Below are 23,293 nucleotides of genomic sequence, written 5' to 3'. Positions count from 1 at the left end.
TTATTTGGTGAATTCATATTCTCGCTCCACTTTACAAATCCGGACTTTGTACCAAGAATACCAAGTTCTGATTCCTTTCCTTTGTGCTTCGCGATGTTCCATTTGGGCCTTCCAATGGGCAATGGCCTCCAAACTCTCCCAATAACTGATGGTCACGCCCAACCCGTCACGGGCACTTTCAAAGTCCAAAAAACCGGATTGCTTTCGGGCCAATTCCTCCATGGCCCCGGCCATTTCTCCATAACCGTTGTCGCCATCGGTACGCAAGCTTGTGAAGATAACTGCATAGTAAGGTTTCTGTAGTTCCATATCGGGGATCAATCAATATATTCCTTCTCCAAAAAATAGTTCACCAAAGCCTCTTTCATTAAAATAGCCTGTTCTCCCGATTTTAAGGGAGGTAGTTGTTCCTTGACCTTATAGTGGGGCCATCCATCATCATCAAAAAAATCAAAATCATAGTAGCCATAGGGTTCCAACAATCTACAAATAGCAATATGCATAAGATTGATCTTCTCATCTTTTTTGAAGCTTCGGTGAAAACTGCCCAGCTCCTGCACTCCTACCAAATAGATCATCCCGTCAATTTCCAAAGGGTCACCATCGGAAAATTGCCGAGATAATCTTTCCACCAAAAGCTCCCATCGTTCCTTTAATTTCTCGTCTCTTGACATATCATTTGCATGAATTCCAAAGGTACAAATCAATATTCTATATTTGTTAAAACCCGCATATGAGCTTTTTGGATATTATTATTGGGATTTTATTGGTTTGGGGCCTCTACAAGGGCCTTAAAAATGGTCTCTTTGTGGAGATTGCCTCTTTGGTGGCATTGATTGCTGGAATCTATGGCGCCATCCATTTCTCATACATTACTGGGGGTTATTTGGCCCAGCACATGAACTGGAGCGAGCAGTACATGAACATTGCAGCGTTTTTGATCACTTTTTTTGCCATTATCCTATTGGTCAACTTTGCTGGAAGGTTCTTGACCAAAATTGCTGATTTTGCTATGCTCGGCCTTTTGAACAAGCTTGCAGGCGGTATTTTTGGGGCACTGAAGGTCGCTGTTATCTTGGGCGCCATGCTTATCTTTTTTGAACGCCTTGCCACGCCTTTGAACTTAATTAATGAAGAGACCAAAAAAGAGTCAGTTTTTTATACCCCCATAAAGGATATTGGTGCTTTTATATTTGATCTTGTGCTTCAGGATGAGAAAGCCCAAGAAGAACTAGAATTCAACGGAGAGACCATTTAACTGTCCACACCTTCATTTGTACTTACATTTTTGCAATTCAACGTAAGAATTTGCCATCTATGGAAAATTTATGGGAAAAGTAGTTTCCTCCATTAGATTAGCATTCAGAACACTGGGATATTAGAACCTATCCCTGAAAGTACCCCGATAATGAAAAAATTATGTAGCGCAATGCTGCTCATTGCAACTGTTGCCTTGTTTACCATGTGCAACTCCACTTCAATTGAGGATGAGATTGAATACACCGAGGCGACCCTTGGGAATGAAAAAATTTCTATAGACCCCAACGGTATTGAGGATAAACTCATGGATATGGTGAACGACCACAGGGTTTCCATAGGAATGAACACCCTCCAAGACAGTCCGTCCTCCTACAAATATGCCGAGGAACACAACGACTATATGATTGCAAAAAACAAACTGAGCCATGACAATTTCGAGTCTAGGGCCAATAAGATAGCCGAGGAAACTGACGCAGTTGGGATTTCGGAAAATGTAGCTCGGTATTATATTTCAGCAGAAAAAACAATGGAAGCTTGGTTAGTGAGTGATTCCCATAAAAAAGCCTTGGAAGGAGATTATACCCATACAACCTTGAGCGTCCAGTTGGATAAAGAGGGCAGACCCTATTACACACAGATTTTTATTAAAGTGGAATAACAACCACGTACATTTATATTAGCGTTGAAGACCTGTTTGCCAAGCAGGTCTTTTTTGTGAAACACTATGTTCCCACTCAGGTTTTTTTTACCTTTCCTAAAATCTTGAGATATGGCCATACAAGCTCCTTTTAACCTAAACAAATGGGTCGAGGAAAATAGGGATACATTAAAGCCTCCTGTAGGCAATAGGAATCTTTACAAAGAAGCTGATGATTATATTGTGATGATCGTTGCCGGGCCCAATGCCCGAAAGGATTACCATTATAACGAAACCGAAGAGCTTTTCTATCAATTGGAAGGTCAGATTGAAGTTCATATTCAAGAAGATGGCCAAAAAAAGACCATGAAGCTCGGCCCAGGCGACATGTATCTGCATCCTGCCAAAGTTCCCCATTCACCAGTGCGCCATGAAGGGTCCATTGGGCTGGTGGTGGAACGCAAAAGGAAAGACATGAAAGTCGATGACGGACTACTTTGGTTCTGTGATCACTGCAACAACAAACTTTATGAGGTCTACTTTACCCTAAACGATATTGAGAAAGATTTTTTGGCCCATTTTAAGCACTTTTACAGTTCCGAGGAACTGCGTACCTGTGACCAATGTGGAACGGTCATGCCTATTGATGAACGCTTTATTGCCCAAGAAGAATGATACTCCTCTTAGCTAAAATTGTAGTAATTATTGTGGCTTTGCTCCACCTATATTTTTTATGGTTGGAAATGTTCGCATGGACCACAAAGGCAAAAAAAGTATTTCGTCAATTCCCTGAAAATTTGTTCGAACCCACCAAAACCCTTGCCGCCAACCAAGGGCTCTACAATGGTTTTTTGGCAGCAGGACTCCTATGGTCATTAATCATCCAAGACCCTATTTGGCAGGTAAACGTAGCCCTGTTCTTTTTAGGTTGTGTAGCCATTGCCGGTATTTATGGTGCCCTTACCGCTTCCAAAAAAATATTTGTGGTACAAGGGTTACCCGCTTTGTTGGGTATAGTTCTGTTTCTCTTGTATCTTTTCTTTTGAAAACCTTCTTTTTCCCTCCTAGATTATTTGTAATTTTGAAAAAATATAACAATTCACGATTAAAAAGTTATAAATGTCAAACACAGCGACTGCTATTGGAATGGAAGAAGCTTTAAAAAAGCTTGGACTCAAAGAAATAAACAATGGAACTTCTACAGGTTCGGAGCATTTTGGTTCGGGTGATACCATCGCTTCCTATTCACCTGTCGATGGTGCACTCATCGGGAAAGTAACAACCACTTCTCCTGAAGATTACAAAATGGTTATGGATGCAGCCACCGCTGCTTTTAAAAAATGGCGATCCATCCCTGCACCCCAAAGAGGTGAAATTGTAAGACAGTTCGGGGATAAACTGCGTGAACTCAAAGAACCTTTAGGCAAATTGGTTTCCTATGAAATGGGAAAAAGCTACCAAGAAGGGTTGGGTGAAGTCCAAGAGATGATAGACATCTGTGATTTTGCCGTTGGCCTTTCCAGACAACTGCACGGATTGACGATGCATTCGGAGCGCCCTGGGCATAGAATGTACGAGCAATACCATCCACTTGGTGTGGTGGGAATTATCTCTGCTTTTAATTTCCCGGTTGCTGTTTGGGCTTGGAACACCGCATTGGCATGGGTCTGTGGTGATGTGTGCGTCTGGAAACCATCGGAGAAAACACCTCTCTGTGGTGTTGCATGCCAAAACATCATAGCCGAAGTACTTCAAAAGAACCATCTACCAGAAGGAATTTCATGTTTGATCAATGGCGATTACAAAGTGGGCGAGCTCATGACAAATGACAAACGTATTCCACTGGTATCAGCCACAGGTTCCATCAGAATGGGTAAAATTGTGGCCCAAGCCGTAGCGGCAAGACTGGGAAAATCGCTATTGGAGCTAGGAGGTAACAATGCCATTATTGTAACTCCCGACGCTGATATTAAAATGACCGTAATCGGTGCCGTATTTGGTGCTGTCGGAACGGCAGGACAACGTTGTACCTCAACCCGTAGATTAATTATTCACGAATCTATTTACGATCAAGTAAAAAATGCGGTTACCGATGCCTACCAACAACTTAGAATTGGTAATCCTTTGGATGAAAACAACCACGTTGGTCCCCTGATTGATGTTGATGCCGTTAAAATGTACCTCAACGCTCTTGAAAAAGCTGAGAAAGAAGGCGGCAAAATACTTGTAGAGGGAGGGGTACTCGAAGGGTTGGAATATGAAAGTGGCTGTTACGTAAAACCGGCCATAGTTGAAGCCGAAAACTCCTTCAAAATTGTTCAGGAAGAAACCTTTGCCCCAATCTTATACTTATTAAAATATTCCGGAGAGGTTGAAAACGCCATTGAACAGCAAAACGGTGTTGTACAAGGTCTTTCATCGGCCATTATGACCAACAACCTTAGAGAGGCCGAGCGATTTTTATCAGCTTCAGGTAGCGATTGTGGTATCGCCAATGTGAATATTGGAACTTCAGGCGCAGAAATAGGAGGTGCTTTCGGAGGGGAAAAAGAGACTGGTGGAGGTCGCGAAAGTGGTTCTGATGCTTGGAAAGTTTACATGCGACGCCAAACGAACACTATAAATTACACTACAGAATTGCCCTTGGCACAAGGCATTAAATTTGACTTATAATGTGTTGGTAGTTAAACCCATAAAAAAGCCCGGAGAAATATCCGGGCTTTTCTTTTTTATGAATTCATCATTCCTTTGGTGCAATCCTATGGACCAATTCATATAGGATACTGTACTCAAAGCCTCCTTCCGGCATTATTTCCCCCATTTTGGATTTGGAAACCACTTCTTGGAAATCAGCATCCATTCCACTGGGATTGTAGCGCAGATAGTTCATGGCATCAGAGATTTTGTCAAATCCATCCCAAGTCAGGACAGAAAATCTGGAAAGCTTTCCACTAGGGTAGACTACAGACATCATGCCCCAAGATTTCATGCCCAAATTTCCACTTTTAATGTTCTTCTGATGAAGTGGCTTCCAGAGTTCTTTGTTCTCTTGTATAAAAGCATTTCTACTTTTGGGCATGGCATAGTTTACCAAAGCATACTTGTAGTCTCCCGGAATCATATCCTCCATTTGTAACCAATAATCAAAGGGAATCTTGGTAAATGAATTGGTCTCTACCATACCTGGTGCCACACCCATCGCCTTTACATTTTCACTGGTCCATACTTGGCTCGGGTCGGCCGCCTCAAAACTGTCATATATGTTTACAAAAACATAATTGGGAGCACCTTCCTCGGTTACCCCCACTTTTCTCCAAAGTGACCAACTGGCCATTTTACCCTTATCTACCGCAGCTTGGGCCACTTTTGCCCAATACTTCGTTTCTTTTTCAACAAAATCAGCCTCCCTGTCCTGAGGAACAACCCTATACTGAAAATAGGCCACTTGTCCGTAAGAACAGATTGCAACAACCAATGCAATGCATGTTAATAGTGTTCTTCTCATCTTGTTTAGTTTTTTAGGTTAACCTTGTAATGTACTAAAAATCAGATGTGTTTAACATATCATTAACATTTAGTTAACATTTTTTTAATGAATGGAAAGGCCCTTCTGACAAGATGTATAAACAAAGTCGCCCATTTAGGATGAACACTAAACGGGCGATCTTAAAAAACCAACTTAACTAACTCAAACTTAGTTTGATTAAACCCTACTTCAATGCCGGAACCTAGTCGGGAGAAATAGGGTTTCTTACCTAATATTTGCCACGAATTTCATACTATTTGAGGAATCTTCTAAAGGCATTCGTATCAGTGGTAGTAAAAAATGTATGATTTGCCCTTTTAACCCTGTTTTCAGTTTCCATACCTTGTAATCTGTATACGATAAGCACCTAAAAAGCTCAATTTCTTAACATTAAATCAACGATTTTAAGATTTTTTTAATATTTTGGATGTGGTATTCATAAACCTTTTCAACCTCGACCAATGGATTTTCAAGACTCAAATACTTGGTATTGGATTATCTTGGCGCTTACCGGTATAGTTGCAGGTGTTTTGGGCTATTTATTTGGAAAATCCGATGTTCCCTCGGCACCCGATAATTTCAGTGAATTGAGCAAGCTGGATATAGAAAATGCCAAACTACGGGCCGATTTGGAAATTTGCAAAAAACGATTGTCCGCAACCAACACTTCCAAAGTAAGTCCCAAAGTATCCAATAAAATTGCCCATTCACCCACACCACAGTTTAATGCAGATGCCGCCCGGACCGCATTGGGCAAAAAGGTGAAATTGGACGACCTGAAAATTGTTGAAGGTATAGGGCCCAAAATAGAGACGCTCTTCCATAATTTCGACATCAAAACTTGGAAGGCCCTATCGGAAACCTCGGCCGATACATGCCAAGAAGTATTGGATTCGGGGGGTAAAAGATTTAGAATCCATGATCCTGCCTCATGGCCCATGCAAGCCAAAATGGCCTATGAAGGACATTGGGAACAATTGTCTGAATGGCAAGAAAAACATAGGGCCGGAAAGTTTTAGATTACCAGCAAAACTCCCTTAAATCATTCCGTTTGCAGTGACCCACTTGAAAGTATACTGCTCCTCTGAAAATTTCATCCGCTCAGCAATCCGTTGTAGTCGCTCTGGCAATCTCATCAGATAATCACGGGCCTTTTCTGCCGTATCTGAAAGCGCCTGTAGACTTCCCAACTGCCAATAATCATTCAACTTTTGTAGAATTTCAATATAGTCTTGGGCCGTGTATACGCCCAATCGCTGTGCACAATCCGAAAATTGTTCAAATGCAAACCCCATACTTCCGCCCGATTCACGTAAAAAGTGTGCCGGCATTACAATTTTTCGTTTCATCATGTCGGCAAAAGCCTCTACCATATTGTTGGGGTCGTGTTCTAAAATAATCTTCACAAACTCCCTGTAGGCCAAATGGTGACGCATTTCGTCGCCAGCAATGATGTTGCACATTTTGGCCAAAGATTTATTCCCTTTTTGCCGAGCCAACTTGCCCACTCTTTTGTGGGAAATGTTCGTGGCCAATTCCTGAAAAGAGGTATAGACAAAATTCTTGTAGGGGTCTCTATCGGTACCGATATCAAACCCATCCGAAATTAAATGTTGGGTAGTAATTTCCACTTCCCGCATGTTTACCCTTCCAGATAGGTAAAGGTACTTGTTCAACACGTCTCCGTGCCTGTTTTCTTCCGCGGTCCATGCCCTTACCCATTTGCTCCATCCATTTTCCTTACCGTTGTGTTGATCAATTCCCTCAACATCCATCAACCAAGACTCATAAGTTGGTAATGCTTCCTCGGTAATGGTATCTGCCACCAAGGTTACCCAAAAATCATAGCCCAGTTCTTTGGCCTCACCACGAATCTGTTCCACTTCATCAAAAAATTTATCACTTTGGGAATCTGGCAAGAAGTCCGTGGGTTGCCATATTTCTTCAGTAGGAATGAGAAACTCCTTCATAAATCCTTCCACTTTCGGTTCAATGGTTTGCATTACCTCCAACCGAATATTCTTTTCTGGCATAAACTAGTTTTTTGCAAAGGTCTCCATTAAATTCTGAAAATGGATGGAATAGTTCTAATTTCTTCCTCTTTCCCCAGGATAAAATGTATGAACGGCATCACTTTGCCAAAACTCCTTGGTTTCCACATCCATTATGGTCAACGCTCCCATAAACGCGGCCCCGGTATCCACATTCCATACATTGGCCCCATTTTTAGGGATAACCTCTTCGGTTTTAGAGATAGGCGTATGGCCTATAAAGACTTCTTTATATTGATGTAATCTTTTAGGAAAATTGGAATCTGTTGGGGTCAGTTTGGGGTCTACTGCCATGGCAAGTTCCCATAAGGTACGATCCCAATAAAATGATTGTTCAAAATATTCAAAATCTACCCCTTTAAGGTTGGTATACCCGGCATGTAGGTAAAGCCTGTTATCTTCTGTTAAATGGTAGTTCTTTAATCCAGCGTAAAACTCAAGGTGTGCGCTCCAATCATTGCGACCATCGTTCAGATAAGAATCCCTTGTTGCGGTTCCGCCATGGGCCAGCCACTGCGGATTCTCTTTTTTGGTCAACAACCATTCCCTGCACAGTTCATCATGATTGCCTCTAATGAATGTGCAATTAAATTCTCTGTTCAAATCCAAAAGAAAGTCAACCGTTTCTACAGCAGTACTCCAACCATCCACATAATCTCCCAAAAATATCAGATGGTCTGTTGAGGTGATCTTTGCTCTTTGAAGAAGTTGTTCCAAAGCTCGCAATCCTGAATGGATATCCCCCACAACCAATGTTCGCATATCAAAATTTTTGACAATATTACGGACAAAAGGCGCGATGCATACTAAATTAAGGTAAAGTTTTCCATTGGATAAGACCCTGTTCCCAAACAAAAGGATGGCGTTTTTTGGATGAGAGTCTTTTTTATATGTACATTGGGATAGTACAAGGAAAAAATGAAAAAAGTATTCTGCATAGGTGAAGTATTGATAGATTTTGTTGCTGAAAACCAAGGCAACGACCTTTCAAAGGCCATAAAGTTTACCAAAAAAGCGGGTGGAGCACCCGCCAACGTAGCTTGTGCCATATCCAAGCTTGGTGGCCGGGGTGTTTTTATTGGTTGCGTGGGGGAAGATCCTTTTGGGAACTTTTTGCTTGATGTCCTAAAAGCTGAAAATGTGGATACTTCGCTGGTCCAACGCTCTGAAACCTTTACTACCCTTGCCTTTGTTTCATTGGCCGAGAATGGTGAACGCGATTTTGTATTTAGCAGGGGTGCCGATCGTGAGTTAGGATATGATCCCCTATTGCGAAAAACCTTTAAGGACAATATCCTGCATTTGGGTGCTGCAACCGCTCTTTTAGGCGGACCTTTGGAAAAGACCTACAGCAAATACCTCTTTGATGCGCTTACCAAGGAAATGTTTATAAGCTTTGACCCCAATTTTAGGGGTGATCTTTGGAAAGAAGATGAGGAAACTTTTGTGAAAAAATGTATGCCGTTTGTGGAAAAGTCCCATTTGTGCAAATTCAGTTTGGAAGAAGCACAACTAATATCCGGTAAAGCCGATCCCATGCAAGCATGTGAATTTCTTCATGAAGTGGGCAGCAAGATCATTACCATAACCTTAGGGGCAGAGGGTACTTTACTCAGTGCCAATGGCGTTAAAAAAATTATTCCCAGCATTCCAGTAGACCCAGTAGACACCACTGGAGCTGGAGATGCATTCATGGGTTGCCTCCTCCACCAAATTTCGGATTTGGGGAATTTTGATCCTGTTTTTGAACAATTTGACCTCCTGGAAAAAATGGTTGAAATGGCCAACCGGGCCGGTGCGTTGACCACAACCCAATATGGGGCCATTGCGGCATTACCTACCAAAGAACAGTTGGAAAAATAAAATGACCCAAGCCCAGTTACATCAGCTTTTAAGTTCCCAATCCAAAGAGAATGACCCCAAGGCTTTGTTTGAACTTAGATTGGCCACCAATGCTAGCTTGATTCAACAGCTCTTCTTTTCCCTGTATCCTGAAGAAATTCGCCAGCACCATTTTCAAAAATTGTTGAAACTGCTTCCCAAACTGTTTGCTTTGAGACCCAACGAACTTAAAAAACAGGACTTGCAACGATTAAAAGCAGGAAATTGGTATCAGTCCGAGAAAATGGTTGGTATGCAACTCTATGCGGAGCATTTCAATAAAGACCTGAAAGGGCTTCAAAAAAAGATCCCCTATCTCAAAGAATTGGGTATTAATTTCTTGCACATGATGCCCATTACCACGAGGCCCAAAGGTGAAAACGATGGCGGGTATGCCGTAAACAGCTACCATAAGGTGGACAAAAGGTATGGCACCAAAAAAGACCTATTGGCTTTGACCACCGAATTTAGAAAGCAAGGGATATTCTTAATGTTGGATTTTGTGGTTAACCATACCTCAAATGAGTTCTCGTGGGCCAAAAAGGCTATGCAAGGCAACAAAAAGTATCAAGGCTATTATTATACTTTCGAGGATGACACCATTCCATTGGAGTTTGAAAAAAACTTGCCCGAAGTGTTCCCCGAAACATCACCTGGGAGCTTTACCTATGTTCCCGAAATGGAAAAATGGGTAATGACCGTGTTCAACAGCTACCAATGGGACCTCAACTATACCAATCCCGAGGTCTTCTTGGAAATGCTCACCAACCTGGTGAAACTGGCCGATATGGGAGTGGATGTGGTTCGGTTTGATGCCCTTGCTTTCCTTTGGAAAAAGATTGGGACCATCTCCCAAAATCTCCCTGAAGCACATAGCCTTATTTCACTTTTTAGGATGTGTTTGCAAGTTGTTGCACCAGGCACCATTCTCTTGGCCGAAGCCATTGTGGCCCCAACGGACATTATAAAATATTTTGGGCAAGGGCCTACAAAAGGGAATGAATGTGAGGTGGCCTATAATGCCTCCTTAATGGCTCTTTTATGGAACTCCATTGCCACCAAAAAAACTTCTTTGCTCTATAAAAGTTTGGCCCATGTTCCTCCAAAACCAAAGGACTGTACCTGGATCAATTACATCCGTTGTCATGATGATATTGGTTTGGGATATGAAAATCGGTTGATCGAAGAATTGGGCTGGAATCCGGCCCAGCACCGAAAATTTTTGTTGGATTATTATTGCCAAAGGCTCGACTGGTCCCCTGCAAAAGGGCTGCTCTTCATGTACAACCCAAAGACCGGTGATGGCCGAATCACAGGAAGTGCCGCATCATTATTGGGTTTGGAAGAAGGGCTTGCCAAAGAAAATAAGGCTTTGATCGATCAGTCTGTTTCCAAAATCATCATGATGCATGCCATCATCATGGCGTTTGGAGGAATCCCCTTGATTTATGCTGGAGACGAAATCGCTACGCTCAACGACTATTCCTTTAGAAACGACCCCTCTAAAAAAGAGGATAGCCGATGGGTAAATCGGCCGATGCAGGATTGGCAAGTCGTTTCTAAATTGGATCATGATAGTTTACCCTCTTCCCAAATTTTCCGAAGACTCCAACATCTTATTTCCATCCGAACGGAGAATCCAATTTTTGCTGACCATAATGACATAGAGCTATACCATACTGGAAATGAACACATTCTTGTTTTTGAGCGAAGTTGCCAAAATGAAGGTCTTCTTGTTATCAGCAATTTTGATGAAAACCCACAGGTTATGGAGACCAGTTGGGTTAAAAAATTGGGGTATTTTGCCCAAGGAGAACCTACAGATCTAATTTCCGATACAAAAATTAAAATCAACAGCGGTTTATTGGAGATAATGCCCTACCAAATTATTTGGTTGAAAAGGAGTTAGTTGTACCTCACCTTTCTAAGGATTCGCTGGGATTCTTTCAGCGAGAGGTATATACTTTGATCATGGGTTTTCAGCAAGGGTCTGGCCTGGTCCATTTGTTCTTTGGCCTCTTCAAAACCATTCAAGTAGCAAATAAGGTAGGTAGCCGGCAAATGGGTTAAATCAATTTGCTCAGCACTCGTCAGGGCTATTTTCCTTTCCAGTTTTTGTAGTAGTGCATTGTTGGCATTATATACATGGAACAGGGTTTTTTTGTCATATTGTGGCGGTTCAAAAACCAGCTTGCTATTGATGGTGTACTTGCCATTTTCCGAAAAGGTGATTACCATCTCTTCCAGGGGATAATATTTTTGCTGAGCACCCAATCCCAATTGCACAAACTCCAGAGTACTGAATGAATCATCATCATAAGCAATGGTAATCTCGTCCAAAGCTGAATAGAACAGTTTTACCTGTTCATTGATCAACTCAATATCTACTCGGGAATAATACGTCTTGTTTTTTACTTTCTTCTTGTTGCCTGCCCAACAGACTACAAACTGTTCCTTGAAAACTTTGTAATCACTGGTTAGATCGGGATGCCTCGTGTTCATAAAATTGATTACGGCATCCAGAGTCAGCTCAATATTGTTGCGGGCATGCTGCTCTATGGTGGCCACAACCTCAGAATTAATATCCTTCAACTCAATATCAAAAGCCTTTGGCAAACTAATGCTCCCTTCCCTGAAGAAAACTGCGCCACCGTAATACTTCCAAATATTCTTCCGAAGGGCACAGACCTTCCCATTAGATCGAATGGTGACCAACCCCACTACCTTTCCTTCAGGCAAATGGGGAAATGGAATGTTCTCATAGGATATGATGGGCGGATTGTCCAGATAGGCATTCACCAAGTTCTGGATCTTGCTGTCGTCGAAAAAATCGACCCCCACAATCTCATTGTCGGCATCCTCCACACCAACCACTATAAAGGAATTGTTCTTGGGGTTGCTATTGGCCAAAGCACAGACATGCTTTAAAAATTTGGCCTTGCCTTCTTTTTCACCTATGGATATAAAACGCTTCTTGTCGTAAAAACTGTTTTCGTCGTTATGCGCTAAAAGATTTTTTACCAGTAGGCGTTTATTGATCATAGCTCCTTTTTCACGATGGTGCTACTCGCTTGGGCTGTGGGCATGACCACCAAATCTGCAATGTTGACGTGATAGGGGCGGGTGACCACAAAAAGAATAATATCCGCAATATCTTCAGGCTTTAAGGGTTGAAACCCTTGGTAGACTTTAGAGGCCCTATCTGCATCTCCCTTAAATCGCACATCGCTGAATTCTGTTTGTACCAAACCAGGATTGACCGCTCCAACCCGAATACCATAGGCATTGAGGTCTATCCGCATTCCTTGGTTAATGGCATCCACTGCATGCTTGCTGGCACAATACACATTCCCGTTGGGATACACTTCTTTTCCTGCCGTTGACCCAATATTGATGATATGTCCGGCCTTTCGTTCCACCATTTGGGGCAATATCGCCTTGGACATGTACAATAGGCCCTTTACGTTGATATCCAACATAGCTTCCCAATCATCAATACTTCCCTTGTCAATGGGGTCCAACCCATGTGCATTTCCAGCATTATTGACCAAAATATCAATTTTGGTAAAAGCTTTGGGTAAACTTTCAACAGCGGCAAAAACAGCATCCCTGTCCCTCACATCAAAGTTCAATGTATGGATTTCAACACTTCCCTCTAGCTGCTTCTTGAGGTCATCCAAACGATCCTGTCTACGTCCACACAAGACTAAATTAAATCCTTGCTTTGCAAAAATCTCTGCCGTTGCCTTTCCAATACCACTGGTTGCTCCAGTGATCAATGCTGTTTTCTTCATTATATATATTCTTACGGAACGCCATGGCCTTGGCTTGCCTCTAAAAGAACAAACCAATCCTGTAATTCCAAATCTATGTTTAAGGCCTTTTTGGCCATGTTTATTCTGTCTTTGTTTGTGGTACCTATAACGGGAAACACTATGGCAGGATGTTTTAGCAGCCATGCCAAAAGCAATTGACTTTCATCAGCTCCATATTTTTCCATCATGGGAACCAAGGTCTTTTTGATTCGTTGGGTCTGTTCCGTTTCTTCCCGGAACAAACTTCCCAAAGGGCTCCACGCCATAGCCATTCTATTATTTGCGATGCAATCATCAAACGTTCCATCGTACATGGGAGAATCATATGTCAGTGAAAATTCTACCTGGTTTCCCGAAACAGGAATGGTCTTCTCCAACATGGCCACTTGGGACGGGGTAAAGTTGGAAACCCCAAACTGTTTGATCTTGCCACTTTTCAATAAAGCATAAATGGCTTCCGCTATTTCATGGGGTTCCATCAACGGACTGGGACGATGCAACAAGAGCAAATCCAAATATTCTGTATTCAACTTTTTAAGGGATTGCTCGGCAGACCAAATAATGTAATCCTTACTGTACTCGTAATGGTTGATGCGATTGTCCCTGCCTCTGGTTATCTGTATGCCACACTTTGAAATCAATTGGATATCCTCCCGCTTGATCCCACTTTCGGCATAGGCCTGGCCAAAATCAGCCTCGGTGGAATAGCTCCCGTAAATATCGGCATGATCAAAAGTGGTAAGCCCCAATTCAATGCAATGCTGCATCAAATCAATCATTTCGTTTTTGGAAAGTTTTTTGCCCCAACTTCCCCATGTCATGGTTCCAGCAATAATCCTGGAATACGTATCTCTCTCTTTCATATGGGTTGAAAGTATAAAATTAAACCCTTAAATCCTTCATAAAACTAGGGGTTTACCGTTTTTTTTAACCATTAATTAACAGGTCAATTTTAAATAAATTTTCATTTTGCACCTCTTAGCATTCAGACTGACTTAAACACATAACAATAACGGTTCATATGGAAGAAAACACTACTATAGATATTAGTGCTGTGAATGAGAAAATTGCCCAAGAAAGTGCTTTTATTGACCTGCTTACCGGTGAAATGAACAAGGCCATTGTGGGCCAAAAACATATGGTAGAGCGGTTGCTCATTGGCCTTTTGGGCCAGGGCCACATTCTTTTGGAAGGAGTTCCCGGGCTCGCCAAGACTTTGGCCATCAATACCTTGGCCAAGGCTGTAAAAGGTAGTTTTAGCCGAATCCAATTTACTCCCGATCTTTTGCCTGCGGATGTGATCGGGACACTCATTTACAATATCAAGGAAAATGATTTTTCCATCAAAAAGGGTCCCATTTTTGCCAACTTCGTGCTAGCAGATGAGATTAACAGGGCGCCGGCCAAAGTGCAATCCGCTTTGCTCGAGGCCATGCAGGAAAAACAAGTGACCATTGGGGATGAAACCTTTAAACTGGATGCTCCATTTTTGGTAATGGCCACCCAAAACCCCGTGGAGCAAGAAGGAACCTACCCACTTCCTGAAGCTCAAGTGGACCGTTTTATGTTGAAAACGGTAATAGATTATCCCAAGCTCAACGAAGAACAACTGATTATCCGCCAAAACCTTAAGGGCTCCTATGAGGAAGTAAAACCTGTGGTAAGCATTAAGCAAATTCTAAATGCTCAACAGGCAGTGCGGGAGGTGTATATGGATGAAAAAATTGAAAAATACATTCTGGATTTGGTGTTCGCCACCCGATATCCTGAAAAATATAACCTTGAAAACCTAAAGCCACTAATAAGTTTTGGTGCCTCCCCAAGGGGAAGCATCAACTTGGCCAATGCTTCCAAGTGCTATGCCTTCATCAAAAGGCGTGGGTACGTGATCCCCGAAGATGTTAGGGCCGTTGTGCATGATGTCTTAAGGCACCGTATCGGGATAACCTATGAGGCAGAAGCAGAAAACATCACCTCGGAAGAAATCATAAACAAGATCGTAAACGAGGTAGAAGTACCGTAACGGTTCAATGTTTCTCGGTCAAAGTAGCAATGCTTTAAACCAACCCGAAAACCCATTTTTTGAACCCAATGGATACAAAGGAACTACTTAAGAAGGTACGTAAAATTGAGATAAAGACCCGCCGTCTTTCCGACCATATTTTTGGTGGGGAGTACCACTCTACCTTTAAAGGTAGGGGCATGACCTTCAGTGAAGTGAGGCAGTACCAATTTGGGGATGACGTGCGGTCCATTGACTGGAACGTTACAGCTCGGTACAATGAACCCTACGTTAAAGTCTTTGAGGAAGAAAGGGAACTCACCATGATGCTGATGGTGGATGTGAGCGGCTCCGAACTTTTTGGAACATCCAATCAGTTTAAAAAAGAAGTCATTACCGAAATTTCGGCAACACTGGCCTTTTCAGCATTACAGAACAACGACAAGGTGGGGATAATTTTATTCTCCGATGAAGTAGAGCTCTTTATTCCTCCCAAAAAAGGGAAAAGTCATGTGCTCCGTATTATCCGAGAGCTTTTGGAGTTTACCCCACAAAGCAGTGAGACCAATATTGCCGAAGCCTTAAAGTTCCTTACCAATGTGATGAAGAAAAAGGCCATCGTTTTTGTGCTATCGGATTTTATTGCCGATGATTATAACAATACCCTTCGTATAGTAGGAAACAAACACGATGTTACCGGCATTCGTGTTTTTGACGAACGGGAAGAATCCATTCCCAATCTGGGTATGGTACAAATGATGGATGCGGAGACCGGAACCATGCAGTTGGTGAACACCCAATCCAAAAAAGTTCGCTCTGCTTATGGTCAGTTCCACAAAGACAAAGTAGGCTATTTCATGGATTCGTTTACCAAAAGTGGCTGCGGTGTCATCAATTGCAGGGTAGACGAGAGTTATGTAAGAAAATTGTTGGGCTATTTTAAACGAAGGGGATAATGCAAGTTGAAAATTCAAAATTGAAAATTCAAAATGTCCCGACACCGTTTGTGTTGATGACACTGCTATGCCTTTTTGTATTGCCCTTTACGGGATGGTCACAAACCGATTCCAAAATTTCCACTGATGTGGATACCCTTTCCATAAAAATTGGGGAGCAGATAAAATATACCATTACCGTGGAAACCGATTCCACCAATGTGGTCCACTTTCCAGAAGGGCAGACTTTTTCTCCTTTAGAAACGGTGGAAGCCATCATAGGAGATACCATTAAGAATAATGATAAGGTTGTCTTGCAACGCATTTATGCCCTCACTCAGTTTGATAGCGGCGCATACACTATCCCTCCGCAGCGTATCGCCATTAATGAACGGCCTTTTTTTACAGACTCCTTTAATATAAAAGTGGGAGATGTGGCCGTGGACACCACCAAGCAGAGAATGTTCGACATAAAACCACTCATACAGGTAGATCGCAGTAATGCCGAACTTTGGAAAACTTTGTTATGGATTCTCCTGGGGCTTCTTATAGTGGGTGGATTGGTTTACTGGTTCTTCCTAAGAAAAAAGCCCCTGACAGAAGAGGAAAAGGTGGCTTTGCTACCTCCTTATGACAGAGCTTTAATGGAGTTGAAAAAGTTGGAAAACTCCAGATACCTCATTCAAGATGAGTACAAAAAATACTATTCTGAGCTTACGGACATTGTTCGCTTGTACCTTGAGGACGAAGTGCATGTTTCTGCCATGGAAAGCACCACGGAACAGCTGATCACCAAGTTGGAGCTGCTAAAAGATGCCGGGGAGCTAAAGTTGGACGATGAAACCCTAAAACAATTTCAGAAAATATTGCAGACCGCAGACTTGGTGAAATTTGCCAAATCCAAGCCTGCCAGTTCAGTAGCCGAACAAGACCGAAAGCTTGTGGAGCAAATAGTGGTAAAAACCCACGATGCCCTCCCCGAGCCCACAGAGGAAGAATTATTGCTGAATGAAGAATATCTGGAAGAACTCGCCAAGAGAAAACAGCGCAAACGCATCTACTGGGCGGCAGCCATTTTTGCGGGGCTAGTTTTTGTAGGCGCAGGAGTATCGGTAGCCTATTATGGTTTTAAACAGGTAAGGGACACCGTTTTTGGATATCCGACCAAAGACCTTTTGGAAGGCGAATGGGTAGCGAGCTCATACGGGTTTCCCCCTGTTGAACTGGAAACCCCGGATGTACTTATTCGCCAAGAGGTGAAGTTGCCGCCAGAGGCCGAAGAATTGATTAAGGAACTCCAATCCTTTTCCTATGGAAGTTATGCCGGTATCTTCTCCGTCTCCGCCAGTTCCGCCATCTATAAAGAAGAAAAAGACCCCGACTTTTCAGCAGCCGTGGGTGCCACCTTGGCCACATTTGAGGGTCTTGGGCTAAAAAACATCATCACTAAACAAGAGGAGTTCACTACAAAATCTGGTGTGCAAGGTTTAAAGACTTACGGCACCGGTACCATTGATGGGCCGGGGAACAGTCAACCAAAAAAAGCCAAATACAATATACTTTCCTTTGGAGGAAAAGGCTTTATGCAACAGGTTGTGATCACTTGGGAAGATGGCGATACCTATGCAGAACAGATTGTTGAAAGAATATTGAACACATTGGACGTTAAAACACAGGCATAAATGTTTGAAAATATAGAATTTGCAAATCCGCAGTTTTTCTGGTTGCTCGTATTGCTGCCACTGGCTTTGCTATGGTATGTTTTCAAACACAAGAATCAAACTGCAGCTCTTAAAATATCCAGTGTAAAGGGTTTTACGGTGACCAGTTGGGCTTCTAAACTAAGGCCTGTCCTATTCATTATGCGGCTTTTGGCCCTAGCGGCCATCATTACTGCCCTGGCAAGGCCACAAACCGAAGATATCTCAACCCGGACCAAAACCACCAAGGGTATAGATATTGTTATGGCCATAGACGTGTCTTCAAGTATGTTGGCTCGGGATCTAAAGCCAAACAGACTTTCGGCCCTCAAAGAAGTAGCAGCCGATTTTATAAAACAGCGGCCCAACGATCGTATTGGCTTGGTGGGCTATGCAGGTGAGAGTTATACCAAAACCCCCATAACCAGTGATAAAGCTATTGTACTGAACGCACTCAGGGAAATTACCTACGGCGAATTGGAGGATGGTACTGCGATTGGAATGGGATTGGCCACTTCTGTCAATCGGTTGAAGGAGAGCAAAGCCATCAGTAAGGTCATTATCCTACTGACCGATGGGGTGAACAATTCTGGTTTTATTGAACCCCAAACCGCGGCAGATCTGGCTGTGGAATTTGGAATAAAGACCTACACCATTGGTCTGGGCACCAACGGGAATGCCCTTTCCCCCATTGGTTACAATCCAGATGGAAGCTTCCGATATGGTATGCACCAAGTGGAAATTGATGAGGAATTGCTCAAGGAAATAGCAAAAGTCACTGGCGGACAATATTTTAGGGCTACGGACAATGATAAATTGGAAGAGATCTATGATGAGATCAATAAATTGGAAAAAACAGAAATAGAAGAGTTTAAATATTATAAATACGAAGAAAAGTTCCGACCGCTGATTTTTTTGGCAGGAGTATTGCTCTTATTGGAATGGGCCCTGCGCAATTCTATATTTAAAAGCTTTATCTAGCATATGATACAGTTTGATGAAAAAACATATTTCTATCTCTTGGGCATTATTCCGGTAATGGTCTTGGCCTTCTTTTTTCTTCAAATCTGGAAAAAAAGGACCCAGCGCCATTTTGCCAACCCCAAACTGCTCAAAAGATTGGCGCCCAACAAATCCAGTTTCAAGTCGGTTATAAAACTGGTGTTTCTGCTGGCTGGGCTATCATCACTTATTATGGGATTGGTAAACCCTAAAATTGGCACAAAACTGGAAACCGTCAAAAGAGAAGGCGTAGATATCGTCTTTGCGGTGGACGTATCCAAAAGTATGTTGGCGGAGGACATTGCCCCAAACCGATTGGAAAAGGCAAAACGTTTGGTATCGGAAATCATCAATCAATTGGCAAGTGACCGTATCGGTATCATTGCCTATGCTGGACAGGCCTATCCGCAATTGCCAATTACTACTGATTATGGTGCGGCCAAGATGTTCTTGCAGAGTATGAACACCGATATGTTGTCATCACAAGGAACTGCCATTGATGCAGCCATAGATTTGGCCACTACCTATTACGATGATACCGAACAGACCAATCGGGTCCTCTTCATAGTTTCTGATGGGGAGGACCACTCCGAAGGAAACACGGCAAACGCCGTTGAAGGCGCCGTAGAAAATGGTATTCGTGTCTTTACCATTGGGGTAGGAAAACCTAAGGGTGCACCCATCCCAATAAAAAGGAATGGCATTGTTGAAAGTTTGAAGAAAGACACCCAAGGCGAAGTGGTCATAACCAAACTCAATGAGGCCATACTGACCGAAGTTGCCGATCGCGGAAATGGCGAATATATAGACGGTTCCAATACGGAAAATGCCGTGGAACATATCAAAGAACTACTGAACCAGATGGATAAAACAGAATTTGAAGCCAAGCAATTTGCTGAATATCAAGACCAATTTCAATGGTTTCTGGGAGCAGCACTTTTATTTCTATTTTTGGACATTTTCCTTCTGGACAGAAAAACACAATGGTTAAAAAAACTAAATCTTTTCAATGAACATGATGATGACTAAGATGAGATTGATGTTTGTTCTCGTGCTATGCACAAGCTATGCCATGGCGCAGGAAGAAATAGCGGACAAAAGCGCCGAAAAGGCGCTTAAGGCCTCCACTAACCTTACTTATGAGGCCAATGGAGAGCTAAGTTCCAATGATTTTATTGCGGCAGAGGCCAATTATAGAAAAGCCATTTCCAAGAGTGAAAAAAACGTGGTGGCACCATTCAATTTAGGAAATGCCTACTACAACCGTGAGAGTTTTGGAGAAGCCTTTGGTCGCTACAAACAAGCTGGGGAAAAAGCAGAAAACAAGCCCGAAAAACACAAGGCCTTTCACAATATGGGCAATGTGTTCATGAAGAACAAGGAATACGAAAAGGCCGTTGAAGCCTACAAGGAAGCCTTGCGCAGCAATCCCAATGATGACGAGACCCGTTACAACTTGGCCCTAGCAAAAAAGATGCTTGAAAAACAGCAAGACGAGCAACAGAACGATCAAAATCAGGATAACCAAGACAAGCAGGACCAACAAGACCAAAATCAGGATCAAAACCAAGATCAGAACAACGAGGGGGATAACGACAAACAGGACGAAGGGAAACAAAACGAGGACGAAAACAAAGACCAAGGAGATCAGGGAGAAAACGGAGAGGACAAGCCCGAAGAAAATAAAGAAGGGGATGGTGACAAAAAGAAGGAGCAGGAGAAAAAACCAAATCAGGGCGATCAACCTGATGACCAAAAACAACAGCCAAGACCCAATCAGCTCTCTGAACAACAAATTCAGAACCTCCTAGAAGCCATGCAGAACGAAGAAAAAAAGGTTCAGGAAAAAATGGAGGCAAGAAAAGTGAGAGGCAAAAAAGTCAGAAACGAAAAAGACTGGTAATGTATAGGTTGAGGGGCAACATATTACTTTTTACAATCATATTCTTCTTGACGGGGGCTTCCAGCCAAGCCCAAGAAGAAGAGGTTACTTTTGAAATGAACCTCAGCAAGGAAAAATTGGGCATTAACGAACGCCTTCGTGTGGAGTTTACCATGAACAAGGATGGAGATAATTTTAGCCCTCCCCCTTTTGAGGGTTTTAAGGTGGTCATGGGGCCTTCCCAATCCATAAGCTCTTCATGGATCAACGGAAAAAGGAGCTTTTCAAAAACATATTCCTATATTTTGGTGCCCACGGCAAGAGGTTCCTTCACTATAAAACAAGCCACCATAGAAATTGCCGGCGAAACTTACAAAACACTTTCTAAAACGGTTGAAGTAACTGCGGCAGTGGACAAACCCAGCGATCAAAAAACTGTGGATGATGTGGCCGATGAGAACCTACATTTGGTAGCAGAAGTTTCCAAGGGAAATTCTTATCTCAATGAGGCCGTTACCGTCATCTATAAGCTTTATGTAAGCCCAAATATTAGTGTTACCAACTACAGGGAACTGGACAATCCAACGTACAACAATTTTTGGAGCCAAGACATTCCCGTTACCAGACGTACCGCCGAAAATGGCACCTATCAAGGAAAACCATACCGTTATGTAGTCTTGAAAAGAGTTGTTCTCTATCCACAAAAAGCGGGACAACTTGATATTGAACCTCTTTCCTTGGAGGTTTTTGTTGATGTTCCTACCAACCGAAGGGATTTTTTCGGTGGACGCATTTACACCCAGACCAGTAAAACGGTATCTGCCGGGAAAAGGACCATAAACGTGAAACCACTTCCAGAAAATGGAAAGCCTGCAAATTTTGGTGGAGCCGTAGGGGATTTCGAATTTTCTGTTTCTGCCTCCAAAAAACAGTTGAACGCATCAGAATCCCTACAAGCCATTGTAGAGGTTTCCGGAAAGGGCAACCTGAAACTTTTTCAGCTCCCTGAACCCGAACTTCCAAGTGCTTTGGAGGTTTATGATCCGGAGTATGAAGAAAACATACAAACTTATAGCTCGGGAATGGAAGGTAAAGTTTCCAACAACTACACCATTGTGCCTTCATTTAGGGGAAAATACCCCATTCCCAGTATTTCCTTTAGTTATTTTAATCCCAAGACGGAAAAATACATCACTCTTAACTCCGATGAAATCAATATAGAGGTGTTGGAGGGACCAACAAATTCTGCAAGCAACAATGCGGTGGGCACAGCGACCAATAAACAATTGGTTGTTCCAACAGGAAAGCAGTTTCATTTTATTAAACTAAACCCTAACCTAAGTCCAATTGGTGTAAACTACTTTTTTGGTTCCAGAGCATTTTATCTATGGCTTCTTGGTCCCCTTCTTCTAATTCCGATTGCAATTTTTTCATTCAAGAAAAGGGAAGCAATTGCACAGGATGTTGTGGGCAACAAAATCAAAAAGGCCAACAAACTGGCCAGAAAATATCTATCCACTGCCAAAAAAGAATTAGGTAACAAAGAAGCCTTCTATGTGGCTTTGGAGAAAGGACTTCACAACTATCTAAAAGCCAAGCTGAAAATCGAGACCTCAGAATTCAGCAAAGAAAAAATAACCTCCATCCTTTTGGACAAAAAAGTGGAGGACACAGATGTGGAAGGGTTTATTGAGCTATTGAAAAGTTGTGAAATGGCCAGATATAGCCCATTTTCAGATGTGCAAATGCAAAATGACTATGATAAGGCCAGCGGGGTAATTTCAAATTTGGACAAACAGTTATGAGTATAAAAAAAATAGTGCTTTTAATTGCCCTCTTTTCGGCTTCCCTTGGTTTCTGCCAAAGCAACGTCCTGTTTGATCAGGCTACAGAATATTACAACAAAGGGGAATACGGTAAAGCCATAGATAATTACAAAAAAATTCTTGATACTGGGGAACATTCCGCACAATTGTATTTTAACATGGGTAACTGCCATTATAAGCTAAATGCCATTGGGCCCAGTATTTATTATTATGAAAAAGCCTTGTTGTTAGACCCCAATGATGCGGAAATCAGGAACAATCTAGGTTATGCCCAAAACATGAGGCTAGACGCCATAGAAAGCATCCCTAAAACCGAGATTGCCCAAATCTATGGAAAAATTGTGAACCTCTTTTTCTTTGATCAATGGGCTTATGTGGCCATAGGTTTTGCCTTTTTGTTTGTTCTGGGTTATCTGGCCTATTTTTTTCTTCGATTTGCCAATCAAAAACGGATAGCTTTTATCGTGAGCATTTTTTCGCTTTCCTTGAGTGTTGTGTCCATTTTAATGGCTTATCTGCAAAATCAAGAGTTTAAAAAAGACAATCCTGCCATAGTTTTCAGTAAACAGGTACAGGTGTCGTCTGAACCCAACAATAACAGTGAAATTGTCTTTACCCTTCACGAAGGAACAAAAGTAAATGTGTTGGATCAACTTGACGATTGGAGGAAAATTAAATTGGCGGATGGCCAAACTGGATGGTTGTTGACCGATAATATTAAGTTGTTGAAAGACTTTTAAATATTATTTAACAAACTTTTTTGTGCTTCCTTTTAT

The 23,293-nt window shown here is 42.3% G+C and carries 24 protein-coding genes; 16 read left to right on the top strand and 8 right to left on the bottom strand.

The features are described from left to right. Both EZV76_RS03650 and EZV76_RS03645 read right to left on the bottom strand, forming a co-directional pair. Nucleotides 1-309: an antibiotic biosynthesis monooxygenase family protein gene (locus EZV76_RS03650; RefSeq protein WP_136565211.1), complete on the bottom strand. Its 309-nt coding sequence runs from the start codon at nt 307-309 to the stop codon at nt 1-3. 8 nt (nt 310-317) lie between these two features. Continuing rightward, on the bottom strand, nt 318-674 hold the full coding sequence (locus tag EZV76_RS03645; protein WP_136565210.1) for a hypothetical protein: 357 nt from the start codon (nt 672-674) through the stop codon (nt 318-320). Between the two features lie 59 nt (nt 675-733). Between EZV76_RS03645 and EZV76_RS03640 the strand changes: the two genes are divergently transcribed. From EZV76_RS03640 to amaB, 5 genes are all read left to right on the top strand, one after another. Continuing rightward, on the top strand, nt 734-1,258 hold the full coding sequence (locus tag EZV76_RS03640; RefSeq protein ID WP_136565209.1) for a CvpA family protein: 525 nt from the start codon (nt 734-736) through the stop codon (nt 1,256-1,258). A 150-nt stretch (nt 1,259-1,408) separates the two neighbouring features. Continuing rightward, nucleotides 1,409-1,918, top strand: a complete 510-nt coding sequence (locus EZV76_RS03635; RefSeq protein WP_136565208.1) for a CAP domain-containing protein — start codon at nt 1,409-1,411, stop codon at nt 1,916-1,918. A gap of 111 nt (nt 1,919-2,029) precedes the next feature. After that, nucleotides 2,030-2,572: a 3-hydroxyanthranilate 3,4-dioxygenase gene (locus EZV76_RS03630; protein ID WP_136565207.1), complete on the top strand. Its 543-nt coding sequence runs from the start codon at nt 2,030-2,032 to the stop codon at nt 2,570-2,572. Beyond that, nucleotides 2,569-2,943 (top strand): DUF1304 domain-containing protein, encoded by a 375-nt coding sequence (locus EZV76_RS03625; protein WP_439107425.1) that lies wholly within the window; start codon nt 2,569-2,571, stop codon nt 2,941-2,943. Before EZV76_RS03630 ends, EZV76_RS03625 begins: the two co-directional genes overlap by 4 nt. A gap of 73 nt (nt 2,944-3,016) precedes the next feature. Beyond that, nucleotides 3,017-4,570 (top strand): L-piperidine-6-carboxylate dehydrogenase, encoded by a 1,554-nt coding sequence (gene amaB / locus EZV76_RS03620; protein WP_136565206.1) that lies wholly within the window; start codon nt 3,017-3,019, stop codon nt 4,568-4,570. 67 nt (nt 4,571-4,637) lie between these two features. Here the strand turns inward: amaB and EZV76_RS03615 are convergent, their stop codons facing one another. Further along, nucleotides 4,638-5,402: a hypothetical protein gene (locus EZV76_RS03615; protein WP_136565205.1), complete on the bottom strand. Its 765-nt coding sequence runs from the start codon at nt 5,400-5,402 to the stop codon at nt 4,638-4,640. Between the two features lie 482 nt (nt 5,403-5,884). Here EZV76_RS03615 and EZV76_RS03610 point away from each other — a divergent pair, with 482 nt between their 5' ends. Then, complete coding sequence (locus tag EZV76_RS03610; protein ID WP_136565204.1) at nt 5,885-6,442, top strand: hypothetical protein; 558 nt, start codon at nt 5,885-5,887, stop codon at nt 6,440-6,442. 18 nt (nt 6,443-6,460) lie between these two features. On the opposite strand, the gene EZV76_RS03605 is transcribed toward EZV76_RS03610, so the two are convergent. Both EZV76_RS03605 and EZV76_RS03600 read right to left on the bottom strand, forming a co-directional pair. Then, complete coding sequence (locus tag EZV76_RS03605; RefSeq protein ID WP_136565203.1) at nt 6,461-7,456, bottom strand: acyl-ACP desaturase; 996 nt, start codon at nt 7,454-7,456, stop codon at nt 6,461-6,463. A gap of 54 nt (nt 7,457-7,510) precedes the next feature. Next, nucleotides 7,511-8,236, bottom strand: a complete 726-nt coding sequence (locus EZV76_RS03600) for a metallophosphoesterase (RefSeq protein WP_136565202.1) — start codon at nt 8,234-8,236, stop codon at nt 7,511-7,513. 156 nt (nt 8,237-8,392) lie between these two features. Here EZV76_RS03600 and EZV76_RS03595 point away from each other — a divergent pair, with 156 nt between their 5' ends. Next, entirely contained in the window at nt 8,393-9,337 is a 945-nt protein-coding gene (locus tag EZV76_RS03595; protein ID WP_136565201.1) for a carbohydrate kinase family protein, read from the top strand. A gap of 1 nt (nt 9,338) precedes the next feature. Beyond that, nucleotides 9,339-11,264 carry an alpha-amylase family protein gene (locus tag EZV76_RS03590; RefSeq protein ID WP_136565200.1) on the top strand — a complete coding sequence of 642 codons (1,926 nt, stop codon included), beginning with the start codon at nt 9,339-9,341 and terminating at the stop codon, nt 11,262-11,264. On the opposite strand, the gene EZV76_RS03585 is transcribed toward EZV76_RS03590, so the two are convergent. The 3 genes from EZV76_RS03585 to EZV76_RS03575 are packed head-to-tail and all read right to left on the bottom strand — an operon-like array spanning nt 11,261 to nt 14,033. Then, on the bottom strand, nt 11,261-12,397 hold the full coding sequence (locus EZV76_RS03585) for an ATP-binding protein (RefSeq protein ID WP_136565199.1): 1,137 nt from the start codon (nt 12,395-12,397) through the stop codon (nt 11,261-11,263). The two genes, EZV76_RS03590 and EZV76_RS03585, sit on opposite strands and share 4 nt — an antisense overlap. Next, complete coding sequence (locus EZV76_RS03580) at nt 12,394-13,149, bottom strand: SDR family NAD(P)-dependent oxidoreductase (RefSeq protein WP_136565198.1); 756 nt, start codon at nt 13,147-13,149, stop codon at nt 12,394-12,396. The genes EZV76_RS03585 and EZV76_RS03580 overlap by 4 nt, the downstream gene beginning before the upstream one ends. Nucleotides 13,150-13,160: 11 nt before the next feature. Then, a complete protein-coding gene (locus EZV76_RS03575; RefSeq protein WP_136565197.1) occupies nt 13,161-14,033 on the bottom strand; it encodes an aldo/keto reductase in 873 nt (290 codons plus the stop codon). Between the two features lie 158 nt (nt 14,034-14,191). Between EZV76_RS03575 and EZV76_RS03570 the strand changes: the two genes are divergently transcribed. The 8 genes from EZV76_RS03570 (at nt 14,192) to EZV76_RS03535 (ending at nt 23,257) form a co-directional block, all read left to right on the top strand. Then, a complete protein-coding gene (locus tag EZV76_RS03570; RefSeq protein WP_136565196.1) occupies nt 14,192-15,193 on the top strand; it encodes an AAA family ATPase in 1,002 nt (333 codons plus the stop codon). A 68-nt stretch (nt 15,194-15,261) separates the two neighbouring features. Continuing rightward, nucleotides 15,262-16,128 (top strand): DUF58 domain-containing protein, encoded by an 867-nt coding sequence (locus EZV76_RS03565; protein WP_136565195.1) that lies wholly within the window; start codon nt 15,262-15,264, stop codon nt 16,126-16,128. Between the two features lie 56 nt (nt 16,129-16,184). Next, nucleotides 16,185-17,789, top strand: a complete 1,605-nt coding sequence (locus tag EZV76_RS03560; RefSeq protein WP_439107545.1) for a hypothetical protein — start codon at nt 16,185-16,187, stop codon at nt 17,787-17,789. Beyond that, entirely contained in the window at nt 17,790-18,788 is a 999-nt protein-coding gene (locus tag EZV76_RS03555; protein ID WP_136565193.1) for a vWA domain-containing protein, read from the top strand. 3 nt (nt 18,789-18,791) lie between these two features. Continuing rightward, complete coding sequence (locus tag EZV76_RS03550; protein WP_136565192.1) at nt 18,792-19,838, top strand: VWA domain-containing protein; 1,047 nt, start codon at nt 18,792-18,794, stop codon at nt 19,836-19,838. Continuing rightward, nucleotides 19,831-20,712, top strand: coding sequence for a tetratricopeptide repeat protein (locus EZV76_RS03545; RefSeq protein WP_136565548.1), 882 nt, complete (start codon nt 19,831-19,833; stop codon nt 20,710-20,712). The genes EZV76_RS03550 and EZV76_RS03545 overlap by 8 nt, the downstream gene beginning before the upstream one ends. After that, a complete protein-coding gene (locus tag EZV76_RS03540; protein WP_136565191.1) occupies nt 20,712-22,496 on the top strand; it encodes a BatD family protein in 1,785 nt (594 codons plus the stop codon). Before EZV76_RS03545 ends, EZV76_RS03540 begins: the two co-directional genes overlap by 1 nt. Next, nucleotides 22,493-23,257, top strand: coding sequence for a tetratricopeptide repeat protein (locus tag EZV76_RS03535; RefSeq protein ID WP_136565190.1), 765 nt, complete (start codon nt 22,493-22,495; stop codon nt 23,255-23,257). The genes EZV76_RS03540 and EZV76_RS03535 overlap by 4 nt, the downstream gene beginning before the upstream one ends. Nucleotides 23,258-23,293: the final 36 nt, after the last annotated feature.

Source organism: Flagellimonas alvinocaridis (genome assembly GCF_004916895.1).
GTDB lineage: Bacteria > Bacteroidota > Bacteroidia > Flavobacteriales > Flavobacteriaceae > Flagellimonas > Flagellimonas alvinocaridis.
Note: the sequence above shows the minus strand (reverse complement) of the source record. Positions and strands in the feature narration are given on the sequence as shown.

Coding starts and splice junctions, on each gene's coding strand:
- EZV76_RS03650 (WP_136565211.1), bottom strand. CDS start 309: ATGGAACTACAGAAACCTTACTATGCAGTTATCTTCACAAGCTTGCGT.
- EZV76_RS03645 (WP_136565210.1), bottom strand. CDS start 674: ATGTCAAGAGACGAGAAATTAAAGGAACGATGGGAGCTTTTGGTGGAA.
- EZV76_RS03640 (WP_136565209.1), top strand. CDS start 734: ATGAGCTTTTTGGATATTATTATTGGGATTTTATTGGTTTGGGGCCTC.
- EZV76_RS03635 (WP_136565208.1), top strand. CDS start 1,409: ATGAAAAAATTATGTAGCGCAATGCTGCTCATTGCAACTGTTGCCTTG.
- EZV76_RS03630 (WP_136565207.1), top strand. CDS start 2,030: ATGGCCATACAAGCTCCTTTTAACCTAAACAAATGGGTCGAGGAAAAT.
- EZV76_RS03625 (WP_439107425.1), top strand. CDS start 2,569: ATGATACTCCTCTTAGCTAAAATTGTAGTAATTATTGTGGCTTTGCTC.
- amaB (WP_136565206.1), top strand. CDS start 3,017: ATGTCAAACACAGCGACTGCTATTGGAATGGAAGAAGCTTTAAAAAAG.
- EZV76_RS03615 (WP_136565205.1), bottom strand. CDS start 5,402: ATGAGAAGAACACTATTAACATGCATTGCATTGGTTGTTGCAATCTGT.
- EZV76_RS03610 (WP_136565204.1), top strand. CDS start 5,885: ATGGATTTTCAAGACTCAAATACTTGGTATTGGATTATCTTGGCGCTT.
- EZV76_RS03605 (WP_136565203.1), bottom strand. CDS start 7,456: ATGCCAGAAAAGAATATTCGGTTGGAGGTAATGCAAACCATTGAACCG.
- EZV76_RS03600 (WP_136565202.1), bottom strand. CDS start 8,236: ATGCGAACATTGGTTGTGGGGGATATCCATTCAGGATTGCGAGCTTTG.
- EZV76_RS03595 (WP_136565201.1), top strand. CDS start 8,393: ATGAAAAAAGTATTCTGCATAGGTGAAGTATTGATAGATTTTGTTGCT.
- EZV76_RS03590 (WP_136565200.1), top strand. CDS start 9,339: ATGACCCAAGCCCAGTTACATCAGCTTTTAAGTTCCCAATCCAAAGAG.
- EZV76_RS03585 (WP_136565199.1), bottom strand. CDS start 12,397: ATGATCAATAAACGCCTACTGGTAAAAAATCTTTTAGCGCATAACGAC.
- EZV76_RS03580 (WP_136565198.1), bottom strand. CDS start 13,149: ATGAAGAAAACAGCATTGATCACTGGAGCAACCAGTGGTATTGGAAAG.
- EZV76_RS03575 (WP_136565197.1), bottom strand. CDS start 14,033: ATGAAAGAGAGAGATACGTATTCCAGGATTATTGCTGGAACCATGACA.
- EZV76_RS03570 (WP_136565196.1), top strand. CDS start 14,192: ATGGAAGAAAACACTACTATAGATATTAGTGCTGTGAATGAGAAAATT.
- EZV76_RS03565 (WP_136565195.1), top strand. CDS start 15,262: ATGGATACAAAGGAACTACTTAAGAAGGTACGTAAAATTGAGATAAAG.
- EZV76_RS03560 (WP_439107545.1), top strand. CDS start 16,185: ATGACACTGCTATGCCTTTTTGTATTGCCCTTTACGGGATGGTCACAA.
- EZV76_RS03555 (WP_136565193.1), top strand. CDS start 17,790: ATGTTTGAAAATATAGAATTTGCAAATCCGCAGTTTTTCTGGTTGCTC.
- EZV76_RS03550 (WP_136565192.1), top strand. CDS start 18,792: ATGATACAGTTTGATGAAAAAACATATTTCTATCTCTTGGGCATTATT.
- EZV76_RS03545 (WP_136565548.1), top strand. CDS start 19,831: ATGACTAAGATGAGATTGATGTTTGTTCTCGTGCTATGCACAAGCTAT.
- EZV76_RS03540 (WP_136565191.1), top strand. CDS start 20,712: ATGTATAGGTTGAGGGGCAACATATTACTTTTTACAATCATATTCTTC.
- EZV76_RS03535 (WP_136565190.1), top strand. CDS start 22,493: ATGAGTATAAAAAAAATAGTGCTTTTAATTGCCCTCTTTTCGGCTTCC.